General features: G+C 65.8%; 12 protein-coding genes. 7 read left to right on the top strand and 5 right to left on the bottom strand.

Annotation, left to right across the window (positions count from 1 at the left end):
• Positions 1-21 precede the first annotated feature (21 nt).
• A complete protein-coding gene (locus tag HWV67_RS01445) occupies positions 22-1,356 on the bottom strand; it encodes a hypothetical protein (protein ID WP_175649596.1) in 1,335 nt (444 codons plus the stop codon).
• Between the two features lie 122 nt (positions 1,357-1,478).
• On the bottom strand, positions 1,479-2,741 hold the full coding sequence (locus tag HWV67_RS01440; RefSeq protein WP_175649595.1) for a serine hydrolase domain-containing protein: 1,263 nt from the start codon (positions 2,739-2,741) through the stop codon (positions 1,479-1,481).
• 145 nt (positions 2,742-2,886) lie between these two features.
• Between HWV67_RS01440 and HWV67_RS01435 the strand changes: the two genes are divergently transcribed.
• A complete protein-coding gene (locus tag HWV67_RS01435) occupies positions 2,887-3,501 on the top strand; it encodes a TetR/AcrR family transcriptional regulator (RefSeq protein ID WP_175649594.1) in 615 nt (204 codons plus the stop codon).
• A gap of 6 nt (positions 3,502-3,507) precedes the next feature.
• On the opposite strand, the gene HWV67_RS01430 is transcribed toward HWV67_RS01435, so the two are convergent.
• The 3 genes from HWV67_RS01430 to atzF are packed head-to-tail and all read right to left on the bottom strand — an operon-like array spanning position 3,508 to position 9,709.
• On the bottom strand, positions 3,508-4,236 hold the full coding sequence (locus HWV67_RS01430; protein WP_175649593.1) for a GntR family transcriptional regulator: 729 nt from the start codon (positions 4,234-4,236) through the stop codon (positions 3,508-3,510).
• A 12-nt stretch (positions 4,237-4,248) separates the two neighbouring features.
• A complete protein-coding gene (gene uca / locus HWV67_RS01425; RefSeq protein ID WP_175649592.1) occupies positions 4,249-7,875 on the bottom strand; it encodes an urea carboxylase in 3,627 nt (1,208 codons plus the stop codon).
• Between the two features lie 13 nt (positions 7,876-7,888).
• Positions 7,889-9,709 (bottom strand): allophanate hydrolase, encoded by a 1,821-nt coding sequence (gene atzF, locus HWV67_RS01420; RefSeq protein ID WP_175649591.1) that lies wholly within the window; start codon positions 9,707-9,709, stop codon positions 7,889-7,891.
• A 235-nt stretch (positions 9,710-9,944) separates the two neighbouring features.
• Between atzF and HWV67_RS01415 the strand changes: the two genes are divergently transcribed.
• From HWV67_RS01415 to HWV67_RS01390, 6 genes are all read left to right on the top strand, one after another.
• On the top strand, positions 9,945-11,324 hold the full coding sequence (locus HWV67_RS01415) for a nucleobase:cation symporter-2 family protein (protein WP_095157320.1): 1,380 nt from the start codon (positions 9,945-9,947) through the stop codon (positions 11,322-11,324).
• 86 nt (positions 11,325-11,410) lie between these two features.
• Entirely contained in the window at positions 11,411-11,803 is a 393-nt protein-coding gene (gene tusD / locus HWV67_RS01410) for a sulfurtransferase complex subunit TusD (RefSeq protein ID WP_175649590.1), read from the top strand.
• A 1-nt stretch (position 11,804) separates the two neighbouring features.
• Complete coding sequence (tusC, locus tag HWV67_RS01405) at positions 11,805-12,164, top strand: sulfurtransferase complex subunit TusC (protein ID WP_110972420.1); 360 nt, start codon at positions 11,805-11,807, stop codon at positions 12,162-12,164.
• Positions 12,164-12,454, top strand: a complete 291-nt coding sequence (gene tusB, locus HWV67_RS01400) for a sulfurtransferase complex subunit TusB (protein WP_175649589.1) — start codon at positions 12,164-12,166, stop codon at positions 12,452-12,454. The genes tusC and tusB overlap by 1 nt, the downstream gene beginning before the upstream one ends.
• Entirely contained in the window at positions 12,451-12,786 is a 336-nt protein-coding gene (locus HWV67_RS01395; protein WP_175649588.1) for a TusE/DsrC/DsvC family sulfur relay protein, read from the top strand. The genes tusB and HWV67_RS01395 overlap by 4 nt, the downstream gene beginning before the upstream one ends.
• On the top strand, positions 12,783-13,778 hold the full coding sequence (locus HWV67_RS01390; RefSeq protein ID WP_175649587.1) for a glycosyl transferase family protein: 996 nt from the start codon (positions 12,783-12,785) through the stop codon (positions 13,776-13,778). Before HWV67_RS01395 ends, HWV67_RS01390 begins: the two co-directional genes overlap by 4 nt.
• Positions 13,779-13,844 lie beyond the last annotated feature (66 nt).

Raw genomic sequence — 13,844 nt, 5'->3', positions numbered from 1 at the left:
GATTCTCCTGGGCGGCACGGATCAGTAGCGGTAGGTGAAATACAGTTCGACGGCACTGAAGCGCTGGTCATCGCCAAACACCTGGCGCGCCGCGGACTTGGCCTTGCCCCAGTTGTAGGACAGTGATGTATAGAGGCGCGGCGTCGGTGTCCAGTCCAGGTAGATCACCGATTCGTCGGCGAACCGGCGGCTATCCACTGGTGCGCCCTGGTAGTTCTTTTCGTCGAGCCAGAACTGGTAGTGGATGGCGCCGAGGGTGACGGTATCGCTGACTTTGCTCTTGAGCGAGAACTGCTGGACGTTCTCGTTGCTGTTGAACAGCAGATAGTTGCCGGTGATATCGCCGACCAGCCAGGTGCTCCAGTCGATAAAGCCTTTGCTCAGGGCATCCCAACTTTTCTGCGTGTTGTCGCCGGCATCGTCGTCGCCGGAAAAATGCGCGTAGCGATAGCCCAACACCGGGCTGAACGGCAGTTGCTCGAAGGCATAGTCGGCCTGGGCATACCAGGCGTTGGCGTCGTACTCGACCCCGTCACCGCTGCCGCGCTGTACCGCATATTCGGCGTTCAGGGTCAGCGCCGGCAGCCCCGGAACCTTGCCGCGCAGGGCCCGCAGGTTATAGACCTGCATGCCGTCGCGAGCGGCGCCGGCCGTGCGATTGCTGGCCAGGGCATCGACCTGCATGGCCATCGCGCCGAGGGTCACCTGGCCGTCGAGGTCGTAGTCGAGGTTGGCGCCGTTCATGCGGTAGTTGCCGAGGTGATCGTCGGTGCGCAGGCTGAAGGCCTGGACCTGCAACGGCCCCTTGTCCCAGGCCAGCAACGCCGAGTCGCGGAACGCGGTCCGCGGGCCGAGCCAGTAGGCGCCGTCGCCGAACAGGTCGAGGTTGCCGTCCATGACGATAAAGCCATTGCCGACCAGATAGTTCTGCCGCCCCGCAGTGAACGTCCACTCACCCGCGCGGAAACCCGCGTAGGCCTCCTCCACCGTGGCGCGGCCATCGGAACTACGGGTATTGCCCCCCGGGTCACCGTCGCCGAAGGTGGTCGCCGCCACCATCGAACCACCGGCCAGCAGGCTGAAATCCGGGTTGAGCCGGTAGTCCAGAGTGATTCCGGGCTTGAGATAGAACTCCTGCCAATCGGTGCGCTGGCCGTCGTTGCGACCGTTGCGCAGATCGGTGCGGCCCAGGCCGAAGTTGACGTTGCGAGCACTGAGGCTGGCGCCGCCAGCCGTCAGTGACAGCTCCCCCTTGAGATTGCCTTCTTCGAACACATAACCGGCCAGTGACACCTGACTGGCCGACGCAAGGCCGAACGCCAGCAACACGCCGGTAAAACGCGGAGTGCGATACATATAAAGCTCCTGTGCATTTGTTGTTGTATTACAGGGCAGTCGCGGCGGCGCAGAACGCCGCCAACACCTGACGGATCAGGCGAGAACGCTGGCGGGGTCAGCGCTCGGGAACACTTTTCTAATTAGGAATTCAGGCCCGCGGCGATGGCGCGCAGCATGCGCACGCTGTCGGCGTCCAGGTCGGTGACCGCCTCGTCCAGCGAGGACTGTTTGACGATCACCGTCTGCGACGGGAAATCGACGAACAGGTACTGGCCGTGAATGCCGCCCGCCATCAACGCCTGGCTGTGATCGTTGAACACGTACCACTGGCTTCGGTACGACGCGCCGGGAGTCCAGTGGGAGAATTCGCTGTTGGCCGCGTAGATCATCGGGTCGGCACCAGCGCGAATCGCGTCGATGGCCTCGGCGGCGATCAGTTGCCGGCCTTCGCGACGACCGCCATCGAGCAGCAACTGACCGAAGCGCGCCATGTCCCGCGCGGTCGCACTGAAACCGGCACCCGCAACGCCGCGCCCCCAGGGATCGGCCATGAAATAGCCGTCGCGCTCGCAGCCCAGTTCACCCCACACCGCCTCCAGCAACGCCGGGCACGCGGTGCCGCAAGCCCGCTCCATGACCCAGGCCAGTGCTTCGGTGGTGGCGGTGACGTAATGGAAGAACCCGCCGTGCTCGCCGCGCTGACGCAGCGATGGCAGGTACTGGTACAGCGATTCGTACTGGCGATATTCCTCTGGCGCCGGCTGGAAACCGCAGGCGTAACCGTATTGCGAACTTTCCGAGGCGGGATCGTCGTAGACCTCGCTGTAGGCGATGCCCACGGCCATATCGAACAGTTGCCGCACCGTGGCCTCTCCGAACGCGCTGCCTTCGAACTCCGGCACGTAATGGCGGGCCAGGGCATTCGGGTCCAGCGTGCCGGAAGCGATCAGGTGCTCGCCAAGGGTGCCGATCAGCGACTTGGTCACCGAGAACATGATGTGCCGGTCATGGGCCTGCTGGCCGTTGAAGTAACGCTCGAAAGCCACCTGGCCGCGGCTCAGCACCAGCAAGGCGTCGGTGTTGCTCGCCTGCAGATGCTCGGCGACGCTGACCGACAGCCCGCACACGCTTTCGAAGGTCCAGTCCTCCAGCGCCCGCGGCGCCTCGCCGAGCGTGCTGGCGCCGGCGCTGCCAGCGCGCACATCAATGCTCGGCCGCAACCGCGCCAGATTGCGAAAGCCCCAACGGCTGAACGGCGGACGCATCCAGTTGGCCCAGGTCACCCGCTGCTCAGGCGCTGCGGGAAAGCCTTGCATCAGGTCAGGCTGGGCGGCCCCGGCAATCAGGGATTCGTGCGCCTCGGCATACAACCGGGCAAGGGGCGTGAAGTCGTGGTGGCTCATCGGGTCGATCCTGGAAATGACTCTGCGTCGAGGCAGATGCCATAAAAGAATTAACCCTGACAAAAGTTTTAGTCAATAAAATATTTTACCAAGCAAACACTGAGCGCTATCCTCTGCCCAACCGATCCATCGCAAAGGAGTCAGCGTGAGCGGACTGCGAGAACTTCAAAAGGAAATGCGCCGCCAGGCGATCGCCGATGCGGCGATCGAGCTGTTCCAGCGCCAGGGTTTCCAGAACACCACCATCGAGCAGATCGCCCGGCACGCCGGGGTGTCGGCGCCAACGGTGTTCAAGTACTTCAACAGCAAGCAGGAAATCATCCTGGAAATGCTCAAGGAGGCCGACAACCGTGCCGTGCTCGACCTGCGCGACAAGATGCGCGAGTTCGACGACCCGGTGGACACCCTCTGCCACCTGGAGTCACTGCTGGTCAGCTACTCGCTGGAGGTCCTGCCCGCGCCGCTGTGGCGCGAGTTGCTGCCGCTGATCCTGAGCAACGAACGCGAAGGCCTGCCCCAGGCGTACCGGGAAATGAACGCCGCCTTGCAGGCGCAGATCGCCAATGTCCTGCGCGACCTGCAAGCCCGCGGCAAGCTGCACGCCGGGCTGGATGTGGAGCTGACCGCGTTCCTGCTCAACGACTATTCCCACCTGCAACTGCTGCGGCTGGTCAGCGCCGCCGAGCCGGACCGTGAAGCCCATGCCCGGCAAGTGCGGCTGACCACGCAGTTGATTTTTCAGGGAATGCGCCCGGACTGAGCCGGCCTAACCGCCGTCCACTACTTTCATCGCCAACCGCTGCCGGGCGCTGTGCAGCATGTGCAAGGTGATCTTGCGCACCTCCGCCTTGCTCACTTCGATATGCGCACGCAGCAACTGGCAGGCCTGTTCGCTGCGGCGCTGGAGGATGGCGTCGAGGATGTCGGCATGCTCCTCGTAGGTGGCGGACACCCGTGGCGACTGGGTGAAGTCCAGGCGGCGGATGATGCGGATCTGCTCGGTCACCTCGCGGTGCACCCGCGCCATTTCGCGGTTGCCGGTGGCGGCCACCAGCGCGCAGTGGAACTCCTCGTCCAGGCGTGACACCGCGCGGCCATCCTGCAAGCGCTGGCCCTCCTCGATCAGCCAGATGCTCACCAGATGATCCAGGTGCCCGGCCAGCTCGACCTCCAGCCCGCACAGGTGACGAACCGAGGCCAGCTCCAGCACGATACGCAGGTCATACAGCTCCTCGAACCGCGCAAAGTCGAACGGCCGCACCTGCCAGCCGCTGCGAAAATGCACCTCCAGATAGCCCTCGCGCTCCAGGTGGTAGAGCGCCTGACGCACCGGCGTGCGGCTGACCGCCAGGCGCTTGGCGACATCGCCCTCGCTGAAGCGGTCGCCCGGCAGCAGGCGGAACTCGAAGATGTCCTCCTTGAGCTGCTGGTAGATGCCTTCGGCGAGGTTTTCCGGCCGCTCCCTGGCGGCCTTTTTTTCAGGGGTGGGCAACATGATCAGAAGTCCTCAAGCCACGGGATCCAGCAACAGCAATGCGTCGCCGGGCAGTACCGCCTTGCCGGGCTGGCAGCGGACGGCGCGAACCGTACCGCTGACCGGCGCGAACACCGACAGCTCCATTTTCATCGCTTCCACGACCATCAACGGCGCCCCCGCTTCCACGGCCTGACCGGGCTGCACGAGGATTTTCCAGACGCTGCCGCACATATCGGCGCTGACCACATGGGCATCGCCATAGTCATCGGCGTCCGGCTGTGGCCGCACCGCAGCGGCAACCTCGTCGTCATCCTGCTCGCGCCAACGGGCGATTTCGCTAGTGAACGCCTGTTTCTGCCGGGCCTGGAAACTGGCGATATCCGTTTCGTTGGCCGCCAGGAAACGCTGGTACTCGGCGAAATCGAACACGGCGTCCTCGATGCGGATCTGCGCCCGGCCTTCGCGGAAGGCATCGCGGAAGATCTCCAGTTCCGCCTCGCTGACCGGGTAGAAACGAACCTGATCGAAGAAGTGCAGCAACCACGGCTGGCCATCCTTGAACTGGGCGTTGCGCGAGAAACGGTTCCAGATCGGCAGGGTCCGCCCCACCAGTTGATAGCCGCCAGGGGAATCCATGCCGTAGATGCACATGTACATCCCGCCGATGCCCACGGTGCCCTCGGCGGTGAAGGTCCGCGCCGGGTTGTATTTGGAACTGAGCAGACGATGACGCGGATCCAGCGGCACCGCACACGGCGCATCCAGGTAGACATCGCCGAGGCCGAGGATCAGGTAGCTGGCGTCGAAAAGGATATCGCGCACCTGCTCGCGGGTCGCCAGACCGTTGGCGCGCTGGATGAAATCGACATTGTTCGGCAGCCACGGCGCTTCACTGCGCACGGTCTCGCTGTAGCGCTGTACGGCGCCGAGGGTGGCGCTGTCCTCGAAGGCCATCGGCAGGTGGATGATCCGCGTGGGGATCTTCACCTCATCGACATCCGCCAGCCCCGCTTCCAGTTCCAGCAGGTGTTCGATCAGCGCCGACTGATGCAGCAACCGGCTGTTGTAGCGCAGTTGCAACGAGCGCACGCCCGGCGCCAGCTCTTCCAGGCCGCGCAACGGCCGGGCCTTGAGCGCTTCCATCAACAGATGAATGCGCAGGCGCAGCGCCAGGTCGAGCACGTTGTCGCCGTACTCCACCAGCACATAGGCGTCACCCGCCTGCCGGTAGGTGACGTGCGGGCGCTTGCCGCTGGCGGGCAGCTCGGCGAGCACCGTGGCGGACACCGTGGTGGCCGGCTTCAGGCTGGGCGCCGGCAGGGTCACTGCGGCAATCGCCGCCAGCGCTTCGATGCTGCCCAGTTGCGCCTGCTCCAGGCTCTGCGCCTGCTTGAAGCTGATGGGGTGGAAACGCACGGTGTCGCCGGGTTTGACCTGACCGACCTTCCACAGCTCGGCCTTGGCGATGGTCACCGGGCAGACGAAGCCGCCCAGGCTCGGGCCGTCCTTGGTCAGGATCACCGGCGAGTCGCCAGTGAAGTTGATGGCGCCGATGGCGTATTCGCAATCGTGCACGTTGGACGGGTGCAGCCCCGCCTCGCCGCCGTCGGCCCGCGCCCACTCAGGCTTTGGCCCGGTAAGGCGCACGCCGAGGCGATTGGAGTTGTAGTGGACTTCCCAATCGGCGGCGAAGAAGGCGTCGATGGCCTCTTCAGTGAAAAAGTCCGGCGCGCCATGAGGGCCGTAGAGCACGCCGATCTGCCAGGTACGGCCGTAGCCTGGAATCAGGCTGGCATCCAGCGCCTGCGGCGGGCTCACCGGCGCCGGCGTGGTGCAGGCGGCCAGCTCGGGACGGGACACCGCGAGGATATCGCCGGGGCGCAGGGTGCGCCCGGCATGACCGCCGAACTGGCCGAGGGCGAAGGTCGAGCGACTACCGAGATAGACCGGCACATCCAGCCCGTTGCGCACCGCCAGGTAAGTGCGGCAGCCGCTGGCGGCGCGGCCCAGCGCGAGCACCTGCCCGGCCTTGACCGCGACCGGCGCCCAGTAGGCGACGCTCTCGCCGTCGAGGGTCGCCGGGCAATCGGCGCCGGTCAGGGCGATCAGGCAATCGTTGTGAAAGCGCAGGGTCGGCCCCTGCAAGGTGAACTCCAGGCCCGCGGCGCTCTCGTGGTTGCCGACGATGCGGTTGGCCAGGCGAAAGGCAAAATCATCCATCGGCCCGGACGGCGGCACGCCGATGTCCCAGTAGCCGAGGCGGCCGGGAAAGTCCTGCACGCTGGAATAGGTGCCCGGTTCCAGCACTTCGATGGCCTGGGGCTGATAGTCGAAGCTGTCGAGCAAACGGGTCCAGACCTCGCCGCTATGGAAGCGCGGCGCGGCAACCACCTGGCGCAAATAGTCGAGGTTGGTGGCGATACCGTGCAGGCGGGTCGCGGCCAGCGCTGCGGTCATGGCGGCGATCGCCTGCTCGCGGGTATCGGCGTGGACGATCAGTTTGGCGATCATCGGGTCATAGAACGCCGAGACTTCGCTGCCGGTGCTGACCCAGGTATCGACCCGCACGCCCTCGGGAAAGTGCACGTCGGTCAACACGCCGGGGCTCGGCTGGAAGTTCTTCAGCGGATCTTCAGCGTACAGACGCACTTCGATCGCCGCGCCTTGCGGTGACCGCTGCAGCGCCGACCAGTCCAGCGCCTCGCCGGCGGCGACCTGGAGCATGCATTCGATCAGGTCCAGGCCGGTGACCATTTCGGTCACCGGGTGCTCGACCTGCAGCCGCGTGTTGACCTCGAGAAAATAGAAATCGTCGCGGGCAGCGTCATAGATGAACTCGACCGTGCCGGCGCTGCGGTAGGCCACCGACTCGCCGAGCTTGACCGCGGCGGCATGCAGGCGCTCGCGGGTCGCCTGCGGCAGGTTTGGCGCCGGGGTTTCTTCCACCACCTTCTGGTTGCGTCGCTGCAACGAGCAGTCGCGCTCGCCGAGGGCGACCACACGGCCCTGGCCGTCACCGAAAATCTGCACCTCGACATGCCGCGCCTGATCGACGAAGCACTCCAGGAACACCCCGGCATCACTGAAGAACTGCTCGCCCATGCGCTTGACGCTGTCGTAGGCGCTGGCCAGCGCGGCGGCATCGGCGCAGCGGGTCAGGCCGATGCCACCGCCGCCGGCGGTGGTTTTCAGCATTACCGGGTAACCGATGCGCTGCGCGGCCTGCAAGGCGTCGTCGAGACTGTCGAGCAAGCCGGTGCCGGGCGCCATCGGCACCCCGGCCACCGCCGCCAGCTCACGGGCGCGGTGCTTGAGGCCGAACTCGCGAATCTGCAACGCGGTCGGGCCGATAAAGGCGATGCCCTCGGCTTCGCAGGCTTCGGCGAACTCGGCACTTTCCGAAAGAAAGCCGTAGCCGGGATAAATGGCCTGGGCGCCGCTCTCGCGGGCGGCCTGCAGAATGCGCTCGGCACGCAGGTAGCTGTCGGCGGCTTTCTCGCCGCCCAGGGCGATGGCGAGGTCGGCATCGCGGACATGCTGGGCGTTGCGGTCGGCCTCGGAATACACCGCGACACTGCGCACCCCGAGGGTCTTCAAGGTGCGAATGGCACGGACGGCGATTTCGCCACGGTTGGCGATCAGAACGGTATGGAACATTTGCGCTCTCTCCTTAAGCGGGTTTGCGGCTGGCGACAAAAGCGCGCCATCCGGCAAAGGCAGTGATGTCCTCGGCGCTTTCCAGCGCCCAGGCTTCGCAGATGAATCCTTTCACCCAGCGACCGTCGTTCAGCTGCACATTGCCGATGCCCAAGGGTAGTGGAATCTCCGCGACGAACTCGCCGAAGCGCGCCAGCGGAATATCCCAGACCTCGACGATGATCGAACTGCCGCTGCCATCGGCGCTGCGCGCCAAGCCCGGCTTGGGCGGCACGGTGCCGGGCAGCGCGTAGAGGCGGTAGTCGGCGCTGGTCAGGGTCTGTTCCACCAGCACCGCGTCGCGGGTCAGCAACTGGAAGTTCAGCGGCATGCCAGTGAGGTGCGCGCCCACCACCGCCAGGCGCACGCAACCCGGCGCCGGCATCACCGGCGCAGCGGGCGGCAAGGCACGACCGGTGGCGCCGAGCGGCAACGCCAGCGCCTGTTGCCAGCGCTTGCCCAGTGAGGCCAGGGCGTGGTCGTGCCAGGCCGGGGCGATCAGGGTGATGCCAGCCGGCAAGCCGTCGTTGCGCAGGCCGGCGGGCAGCGCCAGAGCGCTGAGATCAGCGAGGTTGGTGAAATTGGTGTAAGTGCCGAACTGGCTGTTGAACAGCACCGGCTCGGCCTGCATCTCGTCCAGCGTGCGCAGGGTTGGCGAGGTCGGCACCACCAGCGCATCGAAGCCTTCAAGGGCCAGTTCAATGGCGCGGCTCAGTTCGGCCCGTGCGTATTCGGCGCGGAAGGTATCGCAGGCGCTGAAGCCCAGGCCGTTCTCGACAATGCCGCGCACCACCGGGTTGATCGCCTCAGGCGCCGCCGCCAGCATCGCCGACACCGCCACCGTGCGCTCCGCGACCCAAGGGCCTTGATAAAGCTGGCTGGCCAGTTCGCGGAACGGCGCGAAATCAACGGTCACCAGCTCCGCGCCGAGTTCGCGCAGACGCTCCAGCGACTGCTGGTAGACCGCCTCGTTGCCGTGGTCGCCGAAGAATTCCAGGCTGTCCGGCACCGCCAGACGTGGCTTAGAACCGATCGCCACTGGCGCAGTGACAGGGTTGCGCCGGGAATAGGCATCACCCGCGTCATAGCCACCGGCGAGGGTGAGCACCCGTTCGGCGTCGGCCACGGTCAGGGCGAAGATCGAGATGCAGTCCAGGGTGCGGCAAGCCGGCACCAGACCTTTGTTGGACAGCAGGCCCTTGGTTGGCTTAAGACCGACGATATTGTTGAAGCCGGCCGGCACCCGGCCCGAGCCTGCGGTGTCGGTGCCCAGCGAGAACGCCACCAGCCCGCGCGCCACCACCGACGCCGAACCGGAGCTGGAGCCGCCGCTGACGTAGGCCGGATCGAAGCTGTTGGGAACCGCACCGTAGGGCGAGCGAGTGCCCACCAGGCCGGTGGCGAACTGGTCCAGGTTGGTCTTGCCCAGCAATACCGCGCCGGCCGCTTGCAGACGGGCAACCACCGTCGCGTCCTCGGCGGCGACATAGGCGAACTCGGGGCACGCGGCGGTGGTCGGCCAGCCGGCGGCATCGATGTTGTCCTTGACCGCGAACGGCACGCCATACAGCGGCAGCTTGGCCAGATCACCGTCCACTGCCGCCCGCTGCGCAGCCAGGCCGGCGAGGCGCGCACTCAACTGCTCCGGCGAAACCCGGGTGATCCACGCCGGGTCGCTGTCGGGGAACTGTTGCAGCAGTTCGAAGAGATAGTCCGGGGTCAGGTCGCCGCTTGTGTAGGCATCCTGCCAGTCAACGAGAGTCCAGCCGAGGGTCCGCAGAGGAAGGGATTGCATGGGGGTACTCCATCTTGTATCCAAGTTTGGATTCGGCTGGAGCAAGGGTCGGGCCAAGTGGCGCCAGGGCTTGTGGGGCATGGGTTTGAAGGAAAATGGGCGGCCGCGAAGGCGCTCGCGTTGCTGCATGCTGGTGCGGGGTGCGTGGTTGTGGTGCCGCGTAGTCCCGACAGCACTACCCCAAACCGCGCTGCGCCCGTAGAATGCGCTCCTTTTTTCCTGGGGCAGAACGTCCATGAGCTCAATCGAACAAGGTCCCGGCGCACCGGCGCAGGCCAATGAACTGGTGCTTGGCCTGGAAGACCGGCCACGCCTGTTGATCGGCCTGCTGGCCGCGTTGCAGCACCTGCTGGCGATCATCGTGCCGATCGTCACCCCGGGGCTGCTGATTTGTCAGGCGCTGGGCGTGTCGGCCCGCGATACCAACCTGATCGTGTCCATGTCGCTGGTGATCTCCGGCATCGCCACCTTCGTCCAGTGCCGTCGCTTCGGGCCGTTCGGCGCCGGGCTGCTGATTGTCCAGGGCACCAGCTTCAACTTCGTCGGCCCGCTGATCGCGGGCGGTGCGTTGATGGTCAAGCAAGGCACGCCGGTGGAAGCGGTGATGGCGGCGATCTTCGGCGTGGTCATCGCCGGTTCGTTCGTGGAGATGGGCATCTCGCGCATCCTGCCGTTCGTCAAACGCCTGATCACCCCGCTGGTGACAGGCATCGTCGTGCTGATGATCGGCCTGACCCTGATCAAGGTCGGCCTGATCAGCATGGGCGGCGGTTTCGCCGCGATGGGCAACGGCACCTTCGCCAATGGCGAGAACCTGCTGCTGTCCGGCGTGGTGCTGGCGATCATCGTCGTGCTCAACCGTATTCCGCTGGTGTGGATGCGCAGTTGCGCCATCGTCATCGCCCTGGCGGTCGGCTATGCGCTGGCCGGCTACATGGGCCGTCTGGACTTCACCGGCATGCACGAAGCGGCGCTGTTCCAGGTGCCGGTCCCGCTGCACTTCGGCCTCGGCTTCTCCTGGGCGCTGTTTATCCCGATGCTGGTGATCTACCTGGTCACCTCGCTGGAAGCCATCGGTGACGTCACCGCCACCAGCAAGGTCTCGCGCCAGCCGGTGGAGGGCCCGCTGTGGATGCAGCGGATCAAGGGCGGCGTGCTGGTCAACGGCGCCAACTCGCTGCTGGCGGGCGTGTTCAACACCTTCCCGAGCTCGATCTTCGCGCAGAACAACGGCGTGATTCAGCTCACCGGCATCGCCAGCCGCCATATCGGTGTGTGGATTGCCCTGATGCTGGTGGTGCTGGGCCTGTTCCCGGCCGTCGCCGGGGTGATCCAGGCCGTGCCGGAGCCCGTGCTCGGCGGCGCTGCCATGGTGATGTTCGGCGCGGTCGCGGCCTCGGGTATCAATATCCTCGCCAGCACCAGCCTCGACCGTCGCGCCCTGCTGATCATTGCCGTGTCCCTGGCGCTGGGCCTGGGCGTGGCGCAGGTGCCGGAGTTCCTCGCGCACATGCCGTCGGCGCTGCGCAACGTGCTGGAATCCGGTGTCGCCACCGGTGGTATCTGCGCCCTGGTGCTGAACTGGTTCCTGCCGGAAGCCCGCCGCGAAGACTGACGCCCGCGTCTGCCCCGCCAAAGCCCGCAGCCTGCTGCGGGCTTTTTGTTTTATCATTCCCGCAGTTTTTTCCCACAGAGCCTGCCATGAAGTTCGCCATCGCAGTTTTTTCCCCAGGCCACGCGCCCTCCTCGCGCCGGGCCCTGCTCTTCGCCCAGGCGGCCCTGGCCGGCGGGCACGAGATTGTCCGGTTGTTCTTCTACCAGGACGGCGTGCACAGCGCCTCGGCCAACGTCGTCACGCCCCAGGACGAAGCTGATATTCCCGCGCAGTGGCGCGCCTTTGTCAGTGACCATCAGCTCGACGCCGTGGTCTGCATCGCCGCCGCCCTGCGTCGCGGCGTGCTCAATGAAGAAGAAGCCAAGCGCTACCAGCGCCCGGCGGTGAACCTGCCGGCGCCCTGGGAATTGTCTGGCCTGGGCCAGTTGCACGAAGCCGCGCAAACCGCCGACCGCCTGGTCTGCTTCGGAGGTGATTGAAATGGCCAAGTCGCTGCTGATCATCAGCCGCCAGGCGCCGTGGAGCGGCCCATCGGCCCGCGAAGCGCTGGATATCGCCCTGGCTGGCGGTGCCTTCGACCTGCCGCTGGGCATGCTGTTTCTCGATGACGGTGTGTTCCAGCTCGCCGCCGCTCAACAGCCCGCGGTGCTGCAACAGAAGAACCTCGCGGCCAATCTCCAGGCGCTGCCGATGTTCGGCGTCGAGGAACTGTTCGCCGCCGCCAGCAGCCTGCGCGAGCGCGGCCTGTCCGCCGAGGGCCTGAGCCTGCCGGTGGAAGTGCTGGATGACATGGCCCTCGCCGCGCTGATCGACCGTTTTGACCAGGTGGTAACCCTCTGATGAGCACCTTGCACGTCATTTCCCATTCGCCCTTCAGCGACAACCGTCTCTACAGTTGCCTGCGCCTGCTCGGCCCCCACGATGGCCTGCTGCTGTGCGGCGACGCGGTCTACGCGCTGCAACCCGGCAGCGCGCCGCTTGAGGGGTTGCGTACTCTCGGCCCGCGCCTCTACGTCCTCGAAGAAGACCTGCAGGCCCGCGCCATCACCGAGAGCCCGGCCACCGCCGTCGACTACCCGGGTTTTGTGGCGCTGTCTTTGAACTACGACAAGGTCAATAGCTGGCTATGAGCACCCTTACCGTCAACGGCCGCGACATCGCCCTGGACAAGGACGGCTATCTGCTCGAGCTGAGCGACTGGTCCGAGGACGTCGCCCAGGCCCTGGCCGCCCGCGAGTCGCTGGAACTGAGCGCAGATCACTGGGAAGTGCTGACGCTGCTGCGCCAGTTCTACCAGGAGTTCGAGCTGTCGCCGGCGACCCGCCCGCTGATCAAGTACACCGCCCTCAAGCTCGGCGCGGAAAAAGGCAACAGCCTGCACCTCAACCGCCTGTTCAACGGCACTCCCGCCAAACTCGCCGCCAAGCTGGCGGGCCTGCCCAAGCCGACCAATTGCATATGAATTCGCCACTCCCGCTCGTCACCGAAACCCCGGAAGAACATCCCTTCGCCCAGTTCGTGCGCATCCTCGGCAAGGGCAAGCGCGGCGCCCGCGGCCTGACCCGCGAGGAAGCCCGCGAGGCCATGGGCCTGCTGCTCGACGGCAAGGTCGAGGACACCCAGCTCGGCGCCTTCCTGATGCTGCTGCGGCACAAGGAAGAAAGCCCGGAAGAACTGGCCGGCTTCACCGAAGCCCTGCGCCAGCGCCTGAACGCCCCGGCCATTGCCGTCGATATCGACTGGCCAAGCTACGCCGGCAAGAAGCGTCACCTGCCCTGGTACCTGCTGGCAGCGCGCTGCCTGGCGATCAATGACGTGCGCATTCTGATGCACGGCGGCGGCGCACATACCGCCGGGCGCCTGTATACCGAGCAGGTGCTGGATCTGGTCGGTATTCCGTTGTGCCGCAACTGGCGCGAAGTCGAGACGGCCCTTGAACAGCACAACCTCGCCTTCTTCCCGCTGCAGGACTGGGCGCCGGGCCTGCAACGCATGATCGACCTGCGCAACACCCTCGGCCTGCGCTCGCCGATCCACTCCCTGGCCCGGGTACTCAATCCGCTGGCTGCGCGCTGCGGCCTGCAAAGCATCTTCCATCCCGGTTACCAGGCGGTGCACCGCGAAGCCAGCCGCCTGCTCGGTGATCGCGCCATTGTGGTCAAGGGCGATGGCGGCGAGATCGAGATCAACCCGGATGCCACCAGCCATCTCTACGGCACCGCCGACGGCGCGGACTGGGACGAGGAATGGCCGCAGATGTCGGAGCAGCGTCATGTGAAGCCGGCCAGCCTGGAGCCGGATCATCTGCTTCGGGTCTGGTGTGGTGAGGCCAGCGACAGTTATGGCGAGATGGCGGTGGTCGCGACCATGGCCCTGGCCCTGCGTGGCCTGGGCTACAGCCGGGACGACGCCTTCGCCAAAGCCCGTGAATACTGGGCAACGCGCCTGGCCTGATAACGACCCATCGAATCCATCGATCAAAAACCCGGGATCTTTGCGCTATTTGTTCGAACTGAAGTC

Source organism: Pseudomonas sp. Marseille-P9899, assembly GCF_903166565.1.
Taxonomy (GTDB): domain Bacteria; phylum Pseudomonadota; class Gammaproteobacteria; order Pseudomonadales; family Pseudomonadaceae; genus Aquipseudomonas; species Aquipseudomonas huaxiensis.
The sequence above is the reverse complement of the archived record's forward strand: the minus strand, read 5'-3'. Positions and strand labels throughout refer to the sequence as shown.

Excerpts from the sequence above, each read along its gene's own strand:
- HWV67_RS01445 (WP_175649596.1), bottom strand. The coding sequence starts at position 1,356 with ATGTATCGCACTCCGCGTTTTACCGGCGTGTTGCTGGCGTTCGGCCTT.
- HWV67_RS01440 (WP_175649595.1), bottom strand. The coding sequence starts at position 2,741 with ATGAGCCACCACGACTTCACGCCCCTTGCCCGGTTGTATGCCGAGGCG.
- HWV67_RS01430 (WP_175649593.1), bottom strand. The coding sequence starts at position 4,236 with ATGTTGCCCACCCCTGAAAAAAAGGCCGCCAGGGAGCGGCCGGAAAAC.
- uca (WP_175649592.1), bottom strand. The coding sequence starts at position 7,875 with ATGTTCCATACCGTTCTGATCGCCAACCGTGGCGAAATCGCCGTCCGT.
- atzF (WP_175649591.1), bottom strand. The coding sequence starts at position 9,709 with ATGCAATCCCTTCCTCTGCGGACCCTCGGCTGGACTCTCGTTGACTGG.
- HWV67_RS01415 (WP_095157320.1), top strand. The coding sequence starts at position 9,945 with ATGAGCTCAATCGAACAAGGTCCCGGCGCACCGGCGCAGGCCAATGAA.
- tusD (WP_175649590.1), top strand. The coding sequence starts at position 11,411 with ATGAAGTTCGCCATCGCAGTTTTTTCCCCAGGCCACGCGCCCTCCTCG.
- tusC (WP_110972420.1), top strand. The coding sequence starts at position 11,805 with ATGGCCAAGTCGCTGCTGATCATCAGCCGCCAGGCGCCGTGGAGCGGC.
- tusB (WP_175649589.1), top strand. The coding sequence starts at position 12,164 with ATGAGCACCTTGCACGTCATTTCCCATTCGCCCTTCAGCGACAACCGT.
- HWV67_RS01395 (WP_175649588.1), top strand. The coding sequence starts at position 12,451 with ATGAGCACCCTTACCGTCAACGGCCGCGACATCGCCCTGGACAAGGAC.
- HWV67_RS01390 (WP_175649587.1), top strand. The coding sequence starts at position 12,783 with ATGAATTCGCCACTCCCGCTCGTCACCGAAACCCCGGAAGAACATCCC.